The 18,849-nt window shown below is 69.5% G+C and carries 18 protein-coding genes; 14 read left to right on the forward strand and 4 right to left on the reverse strand.

Going from position 1 to position 18,849, the window contains the following annotated elements:
* Nucleotides 1-50: 50 nt before the first annotated feature.
* Nucleotides 51-1,478 carry a rifampin monooxygenase gene (rox, locus tag ORV05_RS12545; protein ID WP_268758654.1) on the reverse strand — a complete coding sequence of 476 codons (1,428 nt, stop codon included), beginning with the start codon at nucleotides 1,476-1,478 and terminating at the stop codon, nucleotides 51-53.
* 910 nt (nucleotides 1,479-2,388) lie between these two features.
* Here rox and ORV05_RS12550 point away from each other — a divergent pair.
* The 4 genes from ORV05_RS12550 to ORV05_RS12565 are packed head-to-tail and all read left to right on the forward strand — an operon-like array spanning nucleotide 2,389 to nucleotide 5,820.
* On the forward strand, nucleotides 2,389-3,570 hold the full coding sequence (locus ORV05_RS12550) for a cytochrome P450 (RefSeq protein ID WP_268758655.1): 1,182 nt from the start codon (nucleotides 2,389-2,391) through the stop codon (nucleotides 3,568-3,570).
* Nucleotides 3,567-3,755: a ferredoxin gene (locus tag ORV05_RS12555; RefSeq protein WP_268758656.1), complete on the forward strand. Its 189-nt coding sequence runs from the start codon at nucleotides 3,567-3,569 to the stop codon at nucleotides 3,753-3,755. The genes ORV05_RS12550 and ORV05_RS12555 overlap by 4 nt, the downstream gene beginning before the upstream one ends.
* The gene (locus ORV05_RS12560) at nucleotides 3,752-4,888 is read left to right on the forward strand and encodes an NAD(P)/FAD-dependent oxidoreductase (RefSeq protein WP_268758657.1); all 1,137 of its coding nucleotides are present in this window, start codon (nucleotides 3,752-3,754) and stop codon (nucleotides 4,886-4,888) included. Before ORV05_RS12555 ends, ORV05_RS12560 begins: the two co-directional genes overlap by 4 nt.
* Nucleotides 4,889-4,899: 11 nt before the next feature.
* Nucleotides 4,900-5,820: a LysR family transcriptional regulator gene (locus ORV05_RS12565; RefSeq protein ID WP_268758658.1), complete on the forward strand. Its 921-nt coding sequence runs from the start codon at nucleotides 4,900-4,902 to the stop codon at nucleotides 5,818-5,820.
* Between the two features lie 88 nt (nucleotides 5,821-5,908).
* On the opposite strand, the gene ORV05_RS12570 is transcribed toward ORV05_RS12565, so the two are convergent.
* Both ORV05_RS12570 and ORV05_RS12575 read right to left on the reverse strand, forming a co-directional pair.
* Nucleotides 5,909-6,334 carry a pyridoxamine 5'-phosphate oxidase family protein gene (locus ORV05_RS12570; RefSeq protein ID WP_268758659.1) on the reverse strand — a complete coding sequence of 142 codons (426 nt, stop codon included), beginning with the start codon at nucleotides 6,332-6,334 and terminating at the stop codon, nucleotides 5,909-5,911.
* Nucleotides 6,335-6,429: 95 nt separating this feature from the next.
* Entirely contained in the window at nucleotides 6,430-7,287 is an 858-nt protein-coding gene (locus ORV05_RS12575) for an SAM-dependent methyltransferase (RefSeq protein ID WP_268758660.1), read from the reverse strand.
* A gap of 226 nt (nucleotides 7,288-7,513) precedes the next feature.
* On the opposite strand from ORV05_RS12575, the gene ORV05_RS12580 reads away from it, so the two are divergent.
* The 9 genes from ORV05_RS12580 (at nucleotide 7,514) to pqqE (ending at nucleotide 16,855) form a co-directional block, all read left to right on the forward strand.
* Nucleotides 7,514-8,908, forward strand: a complete 1,395-nt coding sequence (locus tag ORV05_RS12580; protein WP_268758661.1) for a DNA-binding protein — start codon at nucleotides 7,514-7,516, stop codon at nucleotides 8,906-8,908.
* A 37-nt stretch (nucleotides 8,909-8,945) separates the two neighbouring features.
* Entirely contained in the window at nucleotides 8,946-11,102 is a 2,157-nt protein-coding gene (gene katG, locus ORV05_RS12585) for a catalase/peroxidase HPI (RefSeq protein ID WP_268758662.1), read from the forward strand.
* Nucleotides 11,103-11,435: 333 nt separating this feature from the next.
* On the forward strand, nucleotides 11,436-11,897 hold the full coding sequence (locus ORV05_RS12590; RefSeq protein ID WP_144586843.1) for an MSMEG_3727 family PQQ-associated protein: 462 nt from the start codon (nucleotides 11,436-11,438) through the stop codon (nucleotides 11,895-11,897).
* Nucleotides 11,898-11,921: 24 nt separating this feature from the next.
* Entirely contained in the window at nucleotides 11,922-13,622 is a 1,701-nt protein-coding gene (locus tag ORV05_RS12595) for a PQQ-dependent dehydrogenase, methanol/ethanol family (protein ID WP_268758663.1), read from the forward strand.
* A 46-nt stretch (nucleotides 13,623-13,668) separates the two neighbouring features.
* Nucleotides 13,669-13,764 carry a pyrroloquinoline quinone precursor peptide PqqA gene (gene pqqA, locus ORV05_RS12600; RefSeq protein ID WP_144586841.1) on the forward strand — a complete coding sequence of 32 codons (96 nt, stop codon included), beginning with the start codon at nucleotides 13,669-13,671 and terminating at the stop codon, nucleotides 13,762-13,764.
* Nucleotides 13,765-13,851: 87 nt separating this feature from the next.
* On the forward strand, nucleotides 13,852-14,745 hold the full coding sequence (pqqB, locus tag ORV05_RS12605; RefSeq protein ID WP_268758664.1) for a pyrroloquinoline quinone biosynthesis protein PqqB: 894 nt from the start codon (nucleotides 13,852-13,854) through the stop codon (nucleotides 14,743-14,745).
* Between the two features lie 4 nt (nucleotides 14,746-14,749).
* The gene (gene pqqC / locus ORV05_RS12610) at nucleotides 14,750-15,454 is read left to right on the forward strand and encodes a pyrroloquinoline-quinone synthase PqqC (protein ID WP_268758665.1); all 705 of its coding nucleotides are present in this window, start codon (nucleotides 14,750-14,752) and stop codon (nucleotides 15,452-15,454) included.
* A gap of 5 nt (nucleotides 15,455-15,459) precedes the next feature.
* Nucleotides 15,460-15,774 carry a pyrroloquinoline quinone biosynthesis peptide chaperone PqqD gene (gene pqqD, locus ORV05_RS12615; RefSeq protein WP_268758666.1) on the forward strand — a complete coding sequence of 105 codons (315 nt, stop codon included), beginning with the start codon at nucleotides 15,460-15,462 and terminating at the stop codon, nucleotides 15,772-15,774.
* Nucleotides 15,767-16,855 carry a pyrroloquinoline quinone biosynthesis protein PqqE gene (gene pqqE / locus ORV05_RS12620; RefSeq protein ID WP_268758667.1) on the forward strand — a complete coding sequence of 363 codons (1,089 nt, stop codon included), beginning with the start codon at nucleotides 15,767-15,769 and terminating at the stop codon, nucleotides 16,853-16,855. Before pqqD ends, pqqE begins: the two co-directional genes overlap by 8 nt.
* Nucleotides 16,856-16,966: 111 nt before the next feature.
* Here pqqE and ORV05_RS12625 read toward each other — a convergent pair whose 3' ends face one another.
* Nucleotides 16,967-17,506 carry a manganese efflux pump MntP gene (locus tag ORV05_RS12625; RefSeq protein WP_268758668.1) on the reverse strand — a complete coding sequence of 180 codons (540 nt, stop codon included), beginning with the start codon at nucleotides 17,504-17,506 and terminating at the stop codon, nucleotides 16,967-16,969.
* Between the two features lie 247 nt (nucleotides 17,507-17,753).
* Here ORV05_RS12625 and ORV05_RS12630 point away from each other — a divergent pair, with 247 nt between their 5' ends.
* Nucleotides 17,754-18,647 (forward strand): alpha/beta fold hydrolase, encoded by an 894-nt coding sequence (locus tag ORV05_RS12630; RefSeq protein WP_268758669.1) that lies wholly within the window; start codon nucleotides 17,754-17,756, stop codon nucleotides 18,645-18,647.
* Nucleotides 18,648-18,849: the final 202 nt, after the last annotated feature.

Genomic DNA, 18,849 nt, shown 5'->3' on the forward strand with positions numbered 1-18,849 from the left:
ACGGCGGCCGGTGCGATGCCGCACCGGCCGCGTCACGCCACTTTCCGGACTCAGGCCGCGGCGTCTCCGAACCAGCGAGGCAGGTGGCCGAGCAGGTCCTGCTGATCGTCACCGGCCCACGCCACATGGCCGTCCGGCCGCAGCAGCACGGCGGGCGCGTCCAGTTCCTCGCTGACGTCGGCGACGTGGTCGACCCGGTCCGCCCACCCGGCCACGGAAAGCAGGCCGGTCTGGTCGAGCAGCAGGCCCCGGCCGGCGTGCATCAGCCCGTAGAGGCGCCCGCGCTTCAGTGTCACGTCCCGCATCCGGCCGCCGAGCAGCTCATGCCCCTCGCCGAAGTCGTAGCGGACCCCGATCGCCGTGATCTTCTCGATCAGGTACCGGTTCACCTCCTCGAAGTCCATCAGTTCCGACATCAGCCTGCGCACCGCCTGGGGGCCCGGCTCGGGAGACATCAGCTCGATCTGCGCGCGGGTGTTGGCCAGCACGTCGGCGGCCACCGGATGCCGTTCGGTGTGGTAGCTGTCCAGCAGCCCCTCCGGCGCCCAGCCGCCGACCTCGGCGGCCAGTTTCCAGCCGAGGTTGAACGCGTCCTGCACACCCAGGTTGAGCCCCTGCCCGCCGGTCGGCGGGTGGATGTGCGCCGCGTCGCCGGCCAGCAGCACCCGCCCGGCCCGGTAGCGCTCGGCCAGCCGGGTGGCGTCCCCGAAGCGGGAGAGCCACCGCGGCGAGTGCACGCCGAAGTCGGTGCCGGCGAACGTGCGCAACTGCTGCTTGAACTCGTCGAAGGTCGGCGGGACCGAGCGGTCCTCGGCCACCCCCTCGGCGGGCACGACAACGCGGTACACCCCTTCCCCGAAGGGCACGACGCCGAACCGCTTGTGGGTCTTGCGGACTCCGGCGACCAAGTCGGCGAGCGTCTCCGGTGGCACGTCCACGCCCATCTCGCCCAGCAGGGTCTCGTTCCTGCTGGGTTCGCCGGGGAAGCCGATCCCGAGCAGCTTGCGCACGGTGCTGCGGCCGCCGTCGCAGCCCACGAGGTAGCGTGAGCGCAACCGCGTGCCGTCGGCCAGTTCGGCGGTCACCCCGTCGTCGTCCTGGGTCAGCCCGACCAGCTCGCAGCCGCGCCGGATCTCGGCGCCGAGCTCGAGGGCACGCTCGGCCAGCAGCCGGTCGATGATGGGCTGCGGGATGCCGAGGACGTACGAATGCGCGGTGTCCAGGCGGTCGGGCGAGGGTTTGTTGATTCCGGCGAAGAAACCCCCGAGCGGGTACTGCTTGCCGTGCGCGAGGAACCGCTCCAGCAGACCGCGCTGGTCCAGCACCTCGATGCTGCGCACATGCAGCCCGAGCGCGCGGACCACCTTCGTCGGCTCCGCTTCCCGCTCCAGCACGAGTGCGCGCACGCCGTGCAGCCGCAGCTCGCCCGCCAGCATCAGACCGGTCGGCCCGGCGCCGGCAATGATCACGTCAAACATGAACCACCCATTCACTGAGGTTGCCTTTCGGCCAGCTGCTCCGCATGGTCGGCGGAGCACACCCGCGAGCACGCGTACTTCGCGAATCCCCGATCTCCGCAGGTTCTGGCTTCGGTGGCAGATTCTGCGTCACCACCCGGGTCTTGCCGCAAGCCCCCTGGTGCGCTATATGTTGAGTATGGGAGGGAGTCCGGTCTCTTCTCGACTCCCGTGTCCGAACGAGCCCCGGGCGAGGAACGTCGTCGATCGCCTGAGTGTGCCCCTGCTCCATTTTGGGTCCAGCACCGTCTTCCCCTGCGTCGAGACCAGCGGTGCGATTGCGCACTGAAGTCTCAAACGTAGGTGTGAAACCTGCCTGATCGTGTGATGTTGTTGGCTTTCTTTCGTCGATGGGATTATCGTGCGACCGAGAACTTGGGGTTTTCCGGGCCCGATCCGGAACTGTACGACCGTATCGCCGTGCTCGATCGCGATGAGGTGTTGTCGCTGATCGCTGCGGTGATCTCACAGCGCAGGACCACACCGTCCGCGTCGGGCTTTCGGTAAGCGCTTTCCCATCTCTGCTCGCGGGAGCGTGATCCGGTGAGGCGCTTGACAGGCCGTAGCCAGGGATAACAGCAATTCCAGGCCGGGCTTGTGCTGCGCGGACTCCAACTCGCGGAGTCGCGGCCCGATTGCGGCCGGCACGCCATCGAACTCTTCGTTGCACACACCCCACGTGAACCCGGCTTTGCAGGTGCCGCAGGGAACTTCGCCATCGCCGCAGCGGTTGGGGGCAGGTTGGTCGCGCCGGCGGCCCTGCCTTCCGCCCATGCACCACGTGCATGTGTCCCCATGGCAAACATGAGCTTGCACCCCGTGAACGCGGTCACTTCACTGGGGTTGCCGATTACCGACCCGAGGTGAACCGATGACCGACTCAGCCCCTCCCGCTTCCGATCTCGACCTGTTCGCCGACCAGGTGCTCGTCGACCCCTATCCGTCCTACGCGGCGCTGCGCGACCTCGGGGGCGTCGTGCGCCTCCCGGCGAACGACGTCTACGCGCTCACGAGGTACGACGTGATCCGCAATGCCCTGGGCGACTGGGAGAGCTTCTCTTCGGCCGGGGCCATCGGCTTCAACCCGATGGTCAACGAGGCATTGACGGGCACTTCCCTCGCCTCGGACCCGCCGGTGCACACGCGGCTGCGGGCGAGCCTGACCGCCAACCTGTCGCCGCGGGCGCTCCGCGGGCTCGCGGGCAGCATCGACGCCAAGGCCGATGCGTTCGTCGAGGAACTGGTCGAGAAGGGCTCGTTCGAGGCGATCGACGCGCTGGCCCGCGCTCTCCCGCTCGAGGTCGTCGCCGATCTCATCGGGTTCACCGGCTCCGTCCGCGACAACATGCTCCGCTGGGGCCAGGCGGCCATGCAGGTCATCGGGCCGATGAACCAGCGCACCGCGGACTGCTTTCCGATCGCGGGAGAACTGTACGAGTGGTGCTCGGGCGTCACCGCGGATGACCTGGCGCCCGGCTCGGTCGGATACGGAATCTTCGAGGCCGAGGCCCGCGGCGAAATCCCGGCGGGCACGGCTGGGCACCTCATCCACCAGTACCTCGGCGCCGGGGTCGACACCACGATCGCCTCCATCGGGAACCTCGTTGCCCTTTTCGCGGCGCATCCCGACCAGCTCGCACTGGTGCGGGAGAACCCTTCGCTGGTCCCGGCCGCGTTCAACGAGGTGCTCCGCTACTGGGCCCCGGTCCACGCCTGGGGACGTCGCACGACCAGGGAGGTGGAGATCGACGGTGTCCTGATCCCGGCGGGCGCGCAGGTCGCGATCCTGTTCGGGGCCGGCAACCGGGACCCGCGCCACTACGAGAACCCCGACGAGTTCCTGGTCGAACGCAACCCGATCGACCACCTGTCGTTCGGCTACGGCCCGCACGGTTGCGCCGGACAGGGCCTGGCCCGCCTCGAGGCGCACGCGGTGATCAAAGCCCTGTCGCGCCGCGTCGAGCGGCTGGTCGTCGGCACCCCGGTGCGGGTGCCGAGCAACATCACCCGGAGCATCGAAGAGCTCCCCGTTCTGGAAGTGGTCCCCGCATGAAGATCGTTCTCGACCGCCCCCGCTGTGAAGGACACGGCCTCTGTGAGGAGGCGGCGCCGCAACTGGTCCACCTCGACGACGACGGCGAGCTCGTCCTCGACCGCGAGGAGATCAGCGACACCGATGTCCCACTGGCCAACGCCGCGGTCCGGGTCTGTCCGGTCGCGGCCCTGCGCCTCACATGAGGACACCGATCAAACGGATCGTCGTCGTCGGCAACGGCATCGCCGGCCTCACCGCGGCGGACTCGTTGCGAGAAGGCGGATTCGACGGCGAGCTGACCATCGTCGGCGGCGAACCGCACGCGGCGTACAGCCGTCCGGCACTGTCGAAGGCGCTCCTGCTCGACGGCGGCGACCTGTCGTCCCATGAGCTCCCGCCGACCACGCACGGGGCGAACGAGCTCCTCGGGGTTCGGGCTTCGGGACTCGACAGGGAACGCCGGGTCGTCAGCCTTGAAGACGGCACGGCCCTGCCGTACGACCGGCTCGTGATCGCCACCGGTTCCCGTGCCCGGCGGCTGTCCGACCTGCCCGGAGAGCTCACCTTGCGAGGGCTCGACGACGCGCTGACCTTGCGCCGCCGGCTCGCCGGAAGCAGGTCGGTCGCCGTGGTCGGTGGAGGCCCGCTCGGCATGGAGATCGCCTCGGGATGCCTGGCGGCGGGCTGCCAGGTGACCCTCGTCTCCCAGGGGATTCCGTTGGCCGGGCAACTGGGACCGTATCTGGCCGCCGTGTTCGTCCAGGCTGCGCTGGACCGCGGGCTCACCATCGTCGACACCGGCGCAGCACGGCTCGAGCGGCAGGCTGGAGACACTCGCGTCATCCTCAACGGCGGTTCCGTCCTCGAAGCCGAGCTGGTGGTTTCCGCCGTCGGCGACGTTCCCAACACGGAGTGGCTCGCGGATACCGGCCTGGTGGAGAAGGGTGTCCTCCGGACCGATTCGCGCGGACTCGTATGCCCTGACATCGCGGCGGTCGGCGACCTGGCGGCGTTCCCGACGCCCTACGGCTGTCGGCGCATCCCGCTGTGGAGCAGTGCGATCGAGCAGGCGAAGGTGGCCGCGGCCGCGCTCGTGCACGGGGACGAGACACCACCGCTTCGGTTCCAGCCGTACTTCTGGACCGAGCAGTTCGGGCTCGGCCTCAAGGCCGTGGGCCAGCTCCCGGTGGAGGGAGAGCCGACGTACGTCGAGGGAGGGCCCGGTGGGCCTGCCCTGATGCGCTGGTCTCGCGATGACGGTTCCGGCGTGGCCGCGGCACTGAACCACCGGATCCCGGTTCCGCGGCTGCGCCGGGTCAGCCAGGCCGCCGCGTAAAATGCGACGCGATGAGCGACAACGGTGTGGGCACCACGGGTTCGGGGCTGGATCGGCTGGCGTCGGTCAACCTCAACCTGCTGGTGCCACTCCTTGCGTTGCTGGAGGAGCGCTCGGTGACCAGGGCCGCCGAACGGGTAGGACTCTCCCAGCCCGCGATGAGCCACGCCCTGAGCCGCATGCGGCGTCTGCTCGGTGACGACCTCGTTGTCCGGCAAGGAAACAGTGTCGCCCTGACCCCGCGTGCGATGGAGCTGATCACGCCGTTGCGGGCAACGCTCCAGCAGGCCGCGGCCGTGGTCGACTTCCCCGGCTTCGATCCGGCCACGGATCGCCGCGTGATCACCATCGCGCTGACCACCAGCACCGCCTTCGTCCTCGGAGCCCGGCTGGGGCGGCTCGTGGCGGAGCGAGCCCCGAACGCGACTCTCCGCCTGCGCACGATCACCGTGCCGACCGAGTCCACCTTCACGGAGCACGGCGTCGACGTCGTGCTGGTCTCCGAGGCGTTCTCGTCGCCGCACCCGAGGGAGCGGTTGTACGACGACCGTTGCGTGGTGGTCGCGTCGGCGGACACACCACCGGAACAAAGCGCGCTCGAACTGCTGACCACGCAACCGCACGTCGTCGTGGACACCGAGCGGCGGGTCTTCCCGTATTCCGTGCTCGACGAGAAGGGGGTGCCCTACCGCGTCGGCCAGTTGGTCTCCGACTTCCTGCTCGTCCCGTACCTGGTCGGACGTGCCGGTGGCGTCGCACTTCTTCGCTTCCGGGTCGCCGCCGAGATGCGGACACTCGTCGAGCTGCGGATCGAGGAGCTCCCGTTCCGTCTCCCCGGATTGGGCATCGACATGGTCTGGAACCCGCATCTGGGCGACCACCGGTTCATCGCCTGGCTGCGCCAGCTCCTGTTCGACGCGGCGAGGCCCTGACGGGCCGCGGCACGATCGAGCGGGGCGTCGGCTGTCCGTGCGCCGAACATTCCGGCAACGCCGCGTGACGGGCGATGCCGCCGACTGGTCAGATCGAACCCAGATCGGCGGACAGCCAGTGCTCGGGCCGCATGGTGATGACGATGTGTTCGCCGAACTGGGTCCGTTCGTACGCCACGAATTCGGCGACCTTGTCCGGCGGCAGGTACCGTGCGGCCATCTCCCACGACCGCTCATCGGTGTCCGGCGCGGACCTGGTCACCGGCCCCTCCACCGACACGTAGCGGACCGTCGGCACGACCCGCTGCACCATCAGGCTGAACCGGCCGGCCGCGTCGATCGCACGGGCCTTCCGCGAGCCGGGAGGCGTGCGGATCCACAGTTCCCCACCCGGCGTGTACTGGTACCAGATGGGGACCGTCAGCGGTGCCCGGCCCGGTCTCTCGACCACGGAGAGCGCGCCGACGTGGGGTTCTGCCAGGAACTGTTCCCGTACTTCCACCGATAGCCCCATGTGCCGGAGGCTACCCGCCGAGTCCAGGCGAAAACACTGCGTTTCCTCTGGCCGGCGGGTCGGCCTGGGAAGGTTCGCTCCCGTTCGCGGGGTGGCTACCGCTTGATCCCCACGCCGCAGACGGCGAGTGTCGCGGCGGGGTCGCCGCTATAGGGTTGTTCGTTTTCCCCGGCGAGTTCCGGCTTCCACTGCGGGGTCCAGACCACGCCCGGATCAACCAGTTCGAAGTCGCCGAACAGGTCCTTGACTTCGGCGTGCGGGCGCAGGTGCACCGGGCTCGTCGCGACGCGGACGTACTGGGCGGCGACTTCCTTGAGCCGATCGGTGGTGCCCTCGTCGGTCGCGTGCGTGAGCACGAGCGCACTTCCCCGCGGCAGGATCGAGCGGTAGAACGCCAGCGCCTCGGTCGGCGTGGGCACGGAGGTCGGCGGCATGAAGTGCAGCAGCGCCACGAGCAGCAGTGCGACCGGCTCGTGGGGATCGATGTAACCGGAGTCGATGATGCGCTGCCACAGTGTTTCGGTGTCGAAGAAGTTCCCGCCCAGCGCGTGGTGCCGGTCCGGGTCGGCGGTGTCGGCGAGCAGGATCTGCCCGTGCGCAAGTGCCACCGGGTCGTTGTCGACGTAGACGACATGGCTGTCGGTGCCGATCTCGTCCGCGATCTCGTGCACCGCCCCGGCGGACGGCAGGCCCGAACCGATGTCCACGAACTGGCGGATGCCCTGCGCGCGCAGGTAGCGGACGGCGCGGCGCAGGAAACCCCGGTTCGCCACCGCGAAGGTGCGTGCCTCGGGCAGGATCTGCAGCATCCGCTCGGCGAAGTCGCGGTCGATGACCCAGTTGTTGGGGCTCTCACCCTGCAGGTAGTAGTCGTAGATCCGGGCCACGTGCGGCTTGTCGAGGCTGTTCTTCAGGATCTCGCGGTGACGCTCGTAGTCGGAACTGGCGCTCATTCGATGGTCCCCCGGGAGAAAGTCGCATGATTGCTGCTGGTTGTGTTGGCGGGCCACTATAGCGTGCCGCCCGGTCGCTGAGGGCCGAAGCCCGGACAGCGGCATCGGGGCCCGGAATCGCGGTGGCTCCGCCGCGATTCCGGACTAAAGTGGGAGTGCCGGTCTGTGAAACAGCCTGGAACGAGTGACGAAGGTGTCGGGGACGGACCAAGGGTGGTTTTCCACCATGAGGGATGTGCAACGGCTCGAGCCCATGCCGGCGAACCCGGGTGGCGGTACCGTGCTCGCGGCGTGGGAGCGGTTCGTGCGGGGCGAGGACCAGGTCCCGGGCATCCGGCCGCTGGTGGCGATCTCCTGGCACCGTTGCCGGGAGCAGTACCGGGTCGATCCCCACCTCGCCGAGGTTCCGGTGGCCGTCGCGGAGCCCGAACACACGCCCGAGCACGATGTCGTCTTCACCGAACTGGGCTTTCGTGCCGCCTCCGTGGCACAGGAAATGAACACCCTCGGCGGCGTCGTCACCGTCACCGATGCCACGGGCCGGATCCTGGCCGAGTGGGGCGACCAGGCCACGCTCGCCAGAGCCACCGACTCCCGTCTGGCGCCCTGGTTCTGCTGGTCGGAGTGCGCGGCCGGGACCAACGGCATGGGCACGGCGCTGGAGGCGCACGGCCCGGTGTCGATCAGCGGAGCGGAGCACTGGTGCCAGGCGTTCCACAACTGGGTCTGCGCGGGCGTCGCGGTGCGGGACGTGGTGACCAGGGAGCCGATCGCGGTCCTGAACATCTCCCGCTGGCGCAGCCAGCTTCCCGTCGCCGTGGGGAGCTGGCTGGCGAACGCGGTCGCCACGACCCAGCGCACGCTGAAGAGGCGCGCCCGGGACAGCGGCGCCGAGCTGGTCGCCGCCTACACCCAGGCCAGGGGCCGCTCCAGGGTGGCGCTCGCCGCGCTGGACACCGCGGGCAAGGTGGTGATCGCCGACGACACGGCGAGCGTGCTCATGGGGGTTCCGGCGGACACCCCGGCGGTCGACCCCACGCTGCGATGGACCCCCGGGCTGCCCGAACTGGTCGGAGCCGTCCGGTATGCCCTCCCACGGGCGGCCCGCAATCCCGGCTGGGTCGGCTCGACGCAGATCTTCACCGGCCTCGCCGATGAGCCGACCTCGATCAGCATCCGCCCGGTCTTCTCGTCCGGGCGCCTGATCGGGAACCTGGTCTCGTTCGGTGCCTCGGAGGGGGCGCGGTTGCCCGAGGCCGAGGGGACGGCGCAGCCTCGAACGCAGCCGCGCCGGCTGGTCGCGACGCGCGACAACCGGATGGTGCTGCTGCGGCTGCCGGAGGTCTCCTTCGCCGAATCGGAGGGGAACGACGTGTGGCTTTCCACCGACCAGGGGCGATTGCGGGCCGCTTCTCCGGGGCTGGACAAACTCGACGGTGAACTGGCGGACGCCGGCTTCCTGCGGGTGCACCGCCGGTATGTGGTCAACCTCGGCCGCATCCGCGAGATCGAGCGTTCGCTCAAGGGTGAGCTGTCCCTGGTCATGGACGACCGGGCGAACACGATGGTGCCGGTTTCCCGGCGGAACGCGCCGGCCGTGCGCCGCGCGCTGAATATCTGACTACATCAGCACAAGCTTTGTCCCCGGAGGCAATCCCGTGTCCGACAGCGCCGAGAGGGGCGCGAGCATCCGCGACTGGTGGCCGGACAGGCTCGACCTGAGGATCCTGAGGAAGCACTCCGCCGCGGCGAATCCGATGGGCGAGGACTTCGACTACGCCAAGGAGTTCCTCGGTCTCGACCTCGACGCACTGGCCCGAGACGTCGACGAGGTGCTCACGACGTCGCAGGAGTGGTGGCCCGCCGACTTCGGTCACTACGGGCCGCTGGTGATCCGGATGGTGTGGCACGGCGCCGGGACCTACCGCGTCGACGACGGGCGCGGTGGTGCGGGCGCGGGCATGCAGCGCTTCGCGCCGCTGAACAGCTGGCCGGACAACCGAAACCTGGACAAGGCGCGCCGTCTGCTCTGGCCGGTGAAGAAGAAGTACGGCCGCAGGATCTCCTGGGCCGACCTGATGGTCTTCGCGGGCAACCGCGCGCTGGAGACCATGGGGTTGAAGACCTTCGGCTTCGCCGGCGGCCGGGCGGACGTCTGGGAGTCCGACGAGGACATCTACTGGGGTCCCGAGCGCACCTGGCTCGGCGACGAGCGCCACGGCGGCGTCCGGGCGCTGGAAAACCCGCTCGCCGCCGCCCAGATGGGCCTCATCTACGTCAACCCGGAGGGGCCGAACACCGTCCCGGACCCCCGCACCTCGGCCCGGGACATCCGTGAGACGTTCCGGCGGATGGGGATGAACGACGAGGAGACCGTCGCGCTGATCGCGGGCGGCCACACGTTCGGCAAGACCCACGGCGCGGCCGACCCGGACCGTCACCTCGGCCCCGATCCCGAGGGCGCCCCACTGGAGGAGCAGGGGCTGGGCTGGAGGAACAGCTACGGCACCGGAAAGGGCGCCGACGCCATCACCAGCGGGCTCGAGGGTACGTGGACACCCACGCCGACGAGGTGGGACAACAGTTTCTTCGAGACCCTGTTCGGCTACGAGTGGGACCTGGAGCTGAGCCCCGCCGGTCTGTGGCAATGGGTTCCGCGCGACGGTCGGGGGACCGGCACCGTGCCCGACGCCCGCGACCCGTCGAAGACACACGCTCCGACGATTCTGACGACGGACCTAGCGCTGCGGTTCGACCCGGTCTACGAACCGATTTCACGGCGATTCCTGGAGAACCCGGACCGGTTGGCGGACGCGTTCGCCCGGGCCTGGTTCAAGCTGACACACCTCGACATGGGCCCGGTCCAGCGTTACCTCGGCCCGCTGGTGCCGCGCGAGACGCTGATCTGGCAGGACCCGGTCCCCGCCGTCGATCACGAGCCGGCCGGGGCGGACGACATCGCCGCGCTCAAGGCCGGGATCGCCGGTTCGGGGCTGTCGGTCGCCGAGCTGGTGTCCACCGCGTGGGCGTCGGCCTCGACGTTCCGCATCAGCGACAGGCGCGGCGGGGCCAACGGGGCGCGCATCCGCCTCGAGCCGCAGCGCGGCTGGCAGGTCAACGACCCGGACAGGCTGGCGCACGTGCTGGGCATGCTGGAGGGGATCCGGGAGTCCTTCGGCAACTCCCGGACCGGGGGCAAGAAGGTTTCGCTGGCCGACCTCATCGTGCTCGGCGGATGCGCCGCGGTCGAGCGGGCCGCCAAGGCCGCCGGTCACGACATCGAAGTGCCCTTCACCCCTGGACGCGGCGATACGTCGCAGGAGTGGACCGACGTGGCGTCCTTCGCGGCGCTCGAGCCGATCGCGGACGGCTTCCGCAACTACCGCGGCAAGGGCAACCGCCTGCCGTCGGAGTACCTGCTGATCAACCGGGCGAACCTGCTGAACCTGACCGCGCCCGAGATGACCGTTCTCGTGGGCGGCCTTCGCGTGCTGGGCGCGAACACCGGGCAGTCCCCGCTGGGCGTGCTCACGTCGGCCCCCGGGACGCTGACCAACGACTTCTTCGTGAACCTGCTCGACCCGGGCATCGAGTGGCGGCCGACGGGGGACGCGGAGATCTTCGAGGGCCGCGACCGGCGCAGCGACGAGGTCAAGTGGACCGCCAGCCGCGTGGACCTCGTGTTCGGCGCGAACTCGGAGCTGCGGGCGCTCGCCGAGGTCTACGCGAGTGACGACGCCAGGGAGAAGTTCGTGCGGGACTTCGTGGCCGCGTGGGACAAGGTCATGAACCTCGACCGGTACGACCTCGCCTGATCGGCGGGAGCCCGGGGCAGCGGCGGAAAACCGGGTACGAACGGTGGCCGGTGGCGGACGAACGGCAGGGCCCGCCTCGCTCCGCGCCCGCCCTTGTCGGTGCGATTCACCCGGCGTAGAGTTTTGTGTTGCAATTTCTGCACCAGAGACACGCTAATTAGTTTCGATATGATGTCGTCTCGGACAATTCATCATCACGTTCCGCACCGTCACCTCTGCCGCCGTCTGCGGCACTGGCGAATCGCAGATTCGGTCAGGTGAGCGATTGCCATGTCGGACCGCGTGCTTCTGTGTCAGGTGGACAACGGCTTCCGGATGAGGAGGTGAAGCCCGATGACGACCGTGCAGGAGCGAACCGAGCTGCTGGACGAGATCGGGTTGGACGCACAGAACAAGGCGGCACTGGGCCAGGTGCTGGGTACCGGAAGGATCGGACGGGCCACGGAGCGGCCCGATGGCCGGATGGCCGCGACGCTCCGGATCCGGCCCGACGAGATCAGCTGGGACCCCTCGATCCTGGTCATGCCCCACGGGGGTGATCTCGAGCTCGAACTCGTCAATGACGACCTGAACACGCACTGCGCGCTCCTGCCGAGCAATGGGGACAGGAAATTCATCTGGTTGGTGAACCATTCGAAGGGAAGGGCGACGCTCAACCTGGACGGCCCGGGCTACTACTGGTTCAGCTCGCCCACCGGCAACGACGAAGGCCGGGGACTGACCGGCGCCATCGTCGTGCTGGGAGACGTTCCTCCGGAGGCTCGCCTCGACCGTCCCGACCAGCCGCGGCCGTAGGAAGCCCGGAAAGGAGGAGGCACGATGACCGTCGATTACGTGGACGCGGGTGAGGCCGTCGACCAGGGAAAGCTGAGCGGCAAGATCCCCGGGGGAGAGGTGGCGCCGCCGGTCGTTCGCGAGGTCGGCTACGAGCGCATTCTGAACGCCCGGGCGGAGCCCCAGAACTGGCTCACCTACTACGGTGCCTACAACGGACAGCGGTACAGCCCGCTGGACCAGATCAACACGGAGAACGTCAAGCGGCTCGTCCCCGCCTGGGTCTTCCAGGCAGGCACGACCGGCCTCATCGCGGGTGCCTCGACCTACTCGTTCGAGGCGGCCCCGATCGTCGTCGACGGGATCATGTTCCTGTCCGGCTGGGATGGCTGGGTCTGGGCCCTCGACGCCAAGACGGGCGTCGAGATCTGGCGGTACAAGCACGCCGTCCCCTTCGACGTGTCGCTGTGCTGCGGGAACGTGAACCGCGGCGTCGCCGTGGCGCAGGGGAAGGTCTTCTTCGTCACGGCCAATGCCCATGTGCTCGCGCTCGACGCCACCACCGGCAAGCAGGTCTGGACCAAGATCTACGGGGACGTCCGTGCGGGGGAGAGCGCCACGGTCGCGCCGCTGATCGTGAAGAACAAGGTCATCGTCGGGAGCTCCGGCGGGGAGTTCGGGGTGCGCGGCCACCTGGACGCGTTCGACCTCGAGACCGGCGAATACCAGTGGCGCTGCTACACGGTCCCGAAGCCCGGAGAGCCCGGCTCCGAGACCTGGCCCACCGACGGCGAGGCCTGGGCGCGGGGCGGCGCGAACTGCTGGATCACCGGCACCTTCGACCCGGAGACCAACCTGCTGTACGTGGGCACCGGCAACCCGGCACCCGATTTCGACGGAGCGGTCCGCGAGGGCGACAACCTCTACACCGACACCATCATCGCGGTCGATGTCGACAGCGGGCAGATCGTCTGGCACTACCAGTGCACCCCGCACGACGTGTGGGACTACGACAGCATCGGCGAGTGCATCCTGTTCGAGTCGGAGGGGCGCAAGCTCCTCGGGCACTTCGACAAGAACGGCTACTTCTTCGTCCTGGACCGCACGAATGGCGAACTGGTCCACATCACTCCCTTCGTGGACCGGATCACCTGGGGCGCGATCACCAGGGACGGCAAGGTGACGCCGAAGGCGTACCCCGACGAGGAAGGCGTACCGGTCCACTTCTACCCGGGGCCCGCGGGCGGCAAGGAATGGACGCACGCGGCCTACAGCCCCAGGACCGAACTCTTCTACGTCCCGGTCCAGGACGTCGGGGCAACGGCCACCCGGTGGCGCCGGGAGTTCAAGGAGAGCATCCCGTACTGGGGTGCCGGTGTTCAGGTGGACATCGAGGACATGGCGGGCAGCATCAGCGCGTTCGACGTGAACGGCGACGAGAAGTGGCGCTGGCGCAACGAGCTTCCGATGTGCGCTTCGGTGCTCGCCACCGGCGGCGACCTGGTGTTCGCCGGTGAACCCACGGGGGAGTACAACGCGCTGGACGCCCGCACCGGGGACCTGCTGTGGCAGTTCCAGTGCGGAAGCGGCCACCACAGCAGCCCGACCACGTACATGGTCGACGGAAGGCAGTACATCGCCGTGCCGGTCGGGTGGGGCGCCTGGGCCGAGGGATTCCTCCCCGGCATGCTCGGCGCCGGCCACGGAAGCGCGCTGATCGTGTTCGCCCTCCCGGAAACCTCGTAGCCCTGTGGGACCGCCTGCCGGAGTTTGGCGGAGAGGAGGTGGATTCATGGAGTCTGAGCTCGTCGTGTGGGAGACACCCGAGTTCGAGGAGATCGCAGTCGCACCCGAAGTGACCATGTACGTCGCTCGGATGGAGGACTAGCGGGATGTGGGGCGGCGCCGGATCCCGGATCCGGCGCCGCCCAGGGCCCGGCTCGCGGCGAGGCGGGCCTGCGACGGACGGAGTGGCATGGTGTTGCTGCGGGTGCTGGGCTCGGCGGCGGGGGGCGGCTCCCCGCAATGGAACTGCGGCTGCCCGGTGTGCGCTGCGGTCCGCTCCGGGGCCGCGCCCGCCCGTACCCAGTCGTCCGTGGCGGTCAGCGCCGACCACCGGCACTGGTTCCTGATCAACGCCTCACCCGACGTCCGCACGCAGATCGAGGCGTTCCCCGGTCTGCATCCGCGCGACGACCGGACGACGCCGATCGAGGCGGTGCTGCTCACCGACGCCGAGCTGGACCACACGCTGGGCCTTCTTCTGCTGCGCGAAGCCCGTGCGGGCTTGCTGGTGTACGCCACTCCGGCGATGCACAAGACGCTGTGCGACGGCTCGGGGCTGCTGCGGACGCTGGAACGCTACTGCCCGGTCGAATGGCGGGCGCTGGTCCCCGGTGCCGGTGTGCCACTGGCCGGTGGGCTTTCCTGCCGGGTGTTCGACGTGCCCACCACCAAGCCGGACCGGTTCGGCTCCGGCGCGGACCACGGCCGCGTCGTGGGCTACCGGCTGACCGACGAGCGCAGCGGAGGGACGCTGGTGTACCTGCCGGGAGTGCAGGCGCTCACCCCGGCGCTGCGCGCGGAGATCCAGGGCTGCCACTGCCTGCTGATCGACGGGACGTGCTGGCGCGACGATGAGCTGGTACGGCTCGGCCTGGCGGGCAGGACGTCGCGGGAGATGGGCCACCTGCCCATCGACGGACCGGACGGCAGCCTGGCGCAGCTCCCCTCGCTGGGCGTGGGGCGCACGATCTTCGTCCACCTGAACAACACCAACCCGGTTCTGCTTCAGGACGCGCCCGAGCGGCGGATCGTGGAGGACAGCGGCATGGAGGTGGCCATGGACGGTCTCGAGGTCGAGGTGTAGGGCCGTGACGACGACGAGCGGAAGCACGAGAACCGGTACCGACGGCTTCGTCGAGACGCTGCGGGCCCACTCGCGGCGCTACCACGACCAGCACCCGTTCCACGTCCGCATGAACAGCGGCGGGCTGAGCCGGCGGCAGATCCAGGGCTGGGTGGCCAACCGCTTCTACTACCAGGAGAACATCCCCCGCAAGGACGCAGCGATCCTGTCCAACTGCCCCGACCTCGGGGTCCGTCGCAGCTGGATCCGGCGGATCCTCGACCACGACGGCACCGCCGACGGCGAGGGCGGCATCGAGGCGTGGCTGCGTCTCGGCGAGGCCGCCGGACTGACCCGCGAAGAGATCCGGGACCACCGGCACCTGGTTCCCGGGGTGCGGTTCGCCGTGGACGCCTACGTGAACTTCGCCCGGACCCGCCCGTGGGTGGAGGCGGTGGCCTCCTCGCTCACCGAGCTGTTCGCTCCCGACCTGATGGCGGAGCGGCTGGCCGCGTTCGAACGGTGGTACTCGTGGATCGACCCGGCCGGCCTCGCCTATTTCCGCGCCCGGCTGGAGCAGGCCCCCCGGGACTGCGAGCACGCCCTCGAGGTGGTCACCGCGTACTGCCTGTCGGCCGAGTCCCAGGCGCGGGCCGTCGATGCGCTGTCGTTCAAGTGCGACGTCCTGTGGAGCCTGCTGGACGCCGTCGACCAGGCCTATCCGGAGTGACCGCCATGAACCCGACCCAGACCGGCGGCAGGACCCGGCCCGGCGCCGGGGTGTCCGGCTCGGACCGGCCCCGGCTGGCCCGCCATGTCCGGCTGGCCTTCTGCCGGACCAGGCAGCGCCGGATCCTGCTGCACCCCGAGACGGTGGTGGTGCTGAACGACAGTGGCGCCGACATCCTGGAGCTGTGCGACGGACGGCGCACCGTGGCCGAGATCGTGGCCGAACTGGGTGCGCGCTACCAGGCCGTCCCCGATGACGAGGTGCGGCAGTTCCTGACCCGGCTCGTCGCCCGGCGTTGCGTGGAGCTCGCCGATGGATAGCCCCTTCGGCCTGCTCGCCGAGCTCACCTACCGCTGTCCGCTGGGCTGCGCGTACTGCTCCAACCCGCTGAACATGGCCGACTACTCCGACGAGCTGACCACCGGCGAGTGGCGGCGGGTGCTGGGCGAGGCCGCCGAACTGGGGATTCTGCAGTGCCACCTGTCCGGCGGGGAACCGCTGCTGCGGCGCGACCTGGTGGAGATCGTGGCCGACGCCCACGACCTCGGCCTCTACACCAACCTCGTGACCAGCGCCCTCGGGCTCTCGCGCCCGAGGGCCGAGCAGCTGCGGACCGCCGGTCTGGACCACGTGCAGATCAGCATCCAGGCGGGCGATCCGGTGGCGTCCGACCGGATCGCCGGGACCCCGTCCTTCCATCGCAAGATCGAGGCGATGGGCTTGGTCAAGGAGCTGGGCTGGCCGCTCACCGTGAACGTGGTGCTGCACCGGTACAACATCGACCGCGTGGCCGACGTGCTCGCGCTGGCCGAAGAGGCGGGCGCGGACCGGGTGGAGCTGGCCAGCACCCAGTACTACGGCTGGGCTTGGCGGAACCGGGACGCGCTGCTGCCGAGCCGGGCCCAGCTCGAGGCGGCCGAGGCCGTCGTGCGGGCCGCCCGCGAGCGGTTGCGGGACCGCACGGAGGTCATCTACGTCATTCCCGACTACTACAGCCGTTTCCCGAAGCCCTGCATGGGCGGCTGGGCCTCCCGGCAGCTGACGGTGACGCCGAACGGCGACGTCCTGCCCTGCCCGGCCGCGCAGTCCCTGCCGTTGCCGCGGGCCAGCGTGCGGGAGGACTCGCTGGAGCGGATCTGGGCCGAGGCCCCGGTGATGACCGCGTTCCGGGGGACGGACTGGATGCCGGAGCCCTGCCGGAGCTGCGCCCGGCGGGAACTGGACTTCGGCGGGTGCCGCTGCCAGGCGTTCCAGCTCACCGGCGACGCCGCCCGCACCGACCCGGTCTGCCAGTACTCGCCCGACCACGACCTGGTCGACAGGGCGGTCGAGGCCGCCAATGCCGCCTCGCGGCCCGCTGGTCCTCCGCTGATCCCCCGCCCGCACCGCGTTCGCCGCTGACGTGCCGGGGGGGCCTCACGGCCCCGTTTGCCAGGGGCCCGGCAAGTCATGTCGCTCAGCCGTGCGAGTCCCACCCTCGGTGGCCTGAGTTCCACGCTCGGTCTGGGGGCTCTAGTCGCCGAACACCCACGGCAGCGACGCGGCGGCGAGGATCAGGGCGACCCCGCTCAGCAGGTCCGAGCGGATCCGGATGAGGCTCGCCGCGGCACGCCCGAGTTGCAGCCCGACCAGCGACAGCACCGCCGTCATGGCGCCGAAGACGGCGGCCGAGAACCACGGCGAGAGCCCGAGGATCCCCAGGCTCGCCCCGGCGAACAGGTTGTCCAGGCTCAGCGTCAACGGGATGCCGAACAGCGCCCACGGGTGGTCCAGCTTGTCCGGCTCGGGGTTCCGGAAGGCCGAGATGAGGAGGTAGAGGCCGTACGCGCCGAGCGCGGCCGCGCCCACGTAGTCGGCGACGCCCCCGAAGGCCTTCCCGATCTGGTGGCCGATCAGCAACCCGGCCAGTGGCATGACCGCGTCCCACAGTCCGAAGGTCAGCGCGACCTGCACCGCGCGTTTCACGCCGAAGGGGATGGTGCCGAGTGCGATCGAGACCCGGAAATTGTCGAGACTGAGTATGAAACCGAGGGCCAGTACTTCCCAGATCATGGCGACGCCCCTGCCCGGGGACGACCGGCGGCGACGGGGAGGACCCTGCCAGGAACAACTCTGTCTCGGCTAGCATCCGCCATGGTAAGAGATGATATCCCAACTGGTTCGCGAAATGAATTTGTCACCATTGCCGTTCGCGTTTTCGGCATTCGAAGCCATTGATCTTCGGGATTCCCGCCAGTAGTTCGGGTCCGCCGCCTCAGCCACCTTCGGGCGGTGTCCCCGGATGTGACAAGATCAGAAGATGGTTTTTCCTTCCCGCGGCCGGGTCCCGACGTCCGTGCTCGAGGTCGCGTACGAATGCGCGGGTGAGGCCGGCGGGATCCCGGTGATCCTGCTGCATGGATTTCCCTACGATGTGCGGGCGTTCGATGACGTCGCCCCGATCCTCGCCGCCAAGGGTGCCTTCGTGCTCGCACCGTATTTGCGCGGCTTCGGCCCGACGCGGTTCCGGGATGGCGCGACGGTCCGGTCCGGGCAGCAGGCCGCACTCGCTCAGGACCTGCTCGACTTCATGGACGCACTGGGCATCGACAGTGCGGTGCTCGCGGGCTACGACTGGGGAGGCCGGGCGGCCTGCATCACGGCCGCGCTGTTCCCGGACCGGGTGCGCGGCCTCGTCTCCGTCGACGGCTACAACATCCAGAACCTCGCCTACGCGGGAGAGCCCACCGCCCCGGAATGGGAGCGCAGCTACTGGTACCAGTACTACTTCCACTCGGAGCGGGGGCGGCGCGGGCTGGAGCGCAACCGTGACGAACTCTGCGAACTGCTCTGGCGCACCTGGTCGCCGACCTGGGCCGCCGCGCCGGAAGCCTTTCCCGCCACCGCCCCGAGCCTGCACAACCCCGATTTCGTCGACGTGGTGATCCATTCCTACCGGCATCGTTACGGACTCGTTGACGGCGACCCGCGATACCAGCAACTCGAAGAGCTCATCGCCGGGGAACCGCCCATCACCGTCCCCACCATCGTGCTCGAAAGCGATGCCGACGGCGTCGGCGGCCCGAGCGCGGCCGAGGACCGCGAGTACTTCACGGGGCCGTATGAGCACCGGCTCCTGCGGCGGGTGGGACACAACGTTCCCCAGGAGGCGCCGGAGGCCTTCGCGGACGCCGTGGCGAGCTTGCTGATCTGATCAGCACAGTGCGACAGCCGGGGCGCCGTCGGCTCGTTCCAGCCCGTGTCCCACGCCTAGGCGGGTGAGTCCCACGCTGGGGGCCGGGGCGGGATGCCCTGAAGGTCGCCTTCAGGGTCATAAACGCCCTCAAGGCCACCTTGAGGGCAGGCCTCTGTTCCCAGGAGTGCCGTTCTCGTGTCGAGCGACTGCCGTGAGGGGG

Origin of the sequence: Amycolatopsis cynarae, from assembly GCF_026802195.1 — a bacterium.
Taxonomy (GTDB): Bacteria; Actinomycetota; Actinomycetes; order Mycobacteriales; family Pseudonocardiaceae; genus Amycolatopsis_E; species Amycolatopsis_E rhizosphaerae.

Excerpts from the sequence above, each read along its gene's own strand:
- ORV05_RS12565 (WP_268758658.1), top strand. The coding sequence starts at position 4,900 with ATGAGCGACAACGGTGTGGGCACCACGGGTTCGGGGCTGGATCGGCTG.
- pqqD (WP_268758666.1), top strand. The coding sequence starts at position 15,460 with ATGAACCCGACCCAGACCGGCGGCAGGACCCGGCCCGGCGCCGGGGTG.
- ORV05_RS12595 (WP_268758663.1), top strand. The coding sequence starts at position 11,922 with ATGACCGTCGATTACGTGGACGCGGGTGAGGCCGTCGACCAGGGAAAG.
- ORV05_RS12570 (WP_268758659.1), bottom strand. The coding sequence starts at position 6,334 with ATGGGGCTATCGGTGGAAGTACGGGAACAGTTCCTGGCAGAACCCCAC.
- ORV05_RS12625 (WP_268758668.1), bottom strand. The coding sequence starts at position 17,506 with ATGATCTGGGAAGTACTGGCCCTCGGTTTCATACTCAGTCTCGACAAT.
- ORV05_RS12590 (WP_144586843.1), top strand. The coding sequence starts at position 11,436 with ATGACGACCGTGCAGGAGCGAACCGAGCTGCTGGACGAGATCGGGTTG.
- ORV05_RS12580 (WP_268758661.1), top strand. The coding sequence starts at position 7,514 with ATGAGGGATGTGCAACGGCTCGAGCCCATGCCGGCGAACCCGGGTGGC.
- pqqA (WP_144586841.1), top strand. The coding sequence starts at position 13,669 with ATGGAGTCTGAGCTCGTCGTGTGGGAGACACCCGAGTTCGAGGAGATC.
- ORV05_RS12630 (WP_268758669.1), top strand. The coding sequence starts at position 17,754 with ATGGTTTTTCCTTCCCGCGGCCGGGTCCCGACGTCCGTGCTCGAGGTC.
- pqqE (WP_268758667.1), top strand. The coding sequence starts at position 15,767 with ATGGATAGCCCCTTCGGCCTGCTCGCCGAGCTCACCTACCGCTGTCCG.
- pqqB (WP_268758664.1), top strand. The coding sequence starts at position 13,852 with ATGGTGTTGCTGCGGGTGCTGGGCTCGGCGGCGGGGGGCGGCTCCCCG.
- rox (WP_268758654.1), bottom strand. The coding sequence starts at position 1,478 with ATGTTTGACGTGATCATTGCCGGCGCCGGGCCGACCGGTCTGATGCTG.
- ORV05_RS12555 (WP_268758656.1), top strand. The coding sequence starts at position 3,567 with ATGAAGATCGTTCTCGACCGCCCCCGCTGTGAAGGACACGGCCTCTGT.
- ORV05_RS12575 (WP_268758660.1), bottom strand. The coding sequence starts at position 7,287 with ATGAGCGCCAGTTCCGACTACGAGCGTCACCGCGAGATCCTGAAGAAC.
- ORV05_RS12560 (WP_268758657.1), top strand. The coding sequence starts at position 3,752 with ATGAGGACACCGATCAAACGGATCGTCGTCGTCGGCAACGGCATCGCC.
- ORV05_RS12550 (WP_268758655.1), top strand. The coding sequence starts at position 2,389 with ATGACCGACTCAGCCCCTCCCGCTTCCGATCTCGACCTGTTCGCCGAC.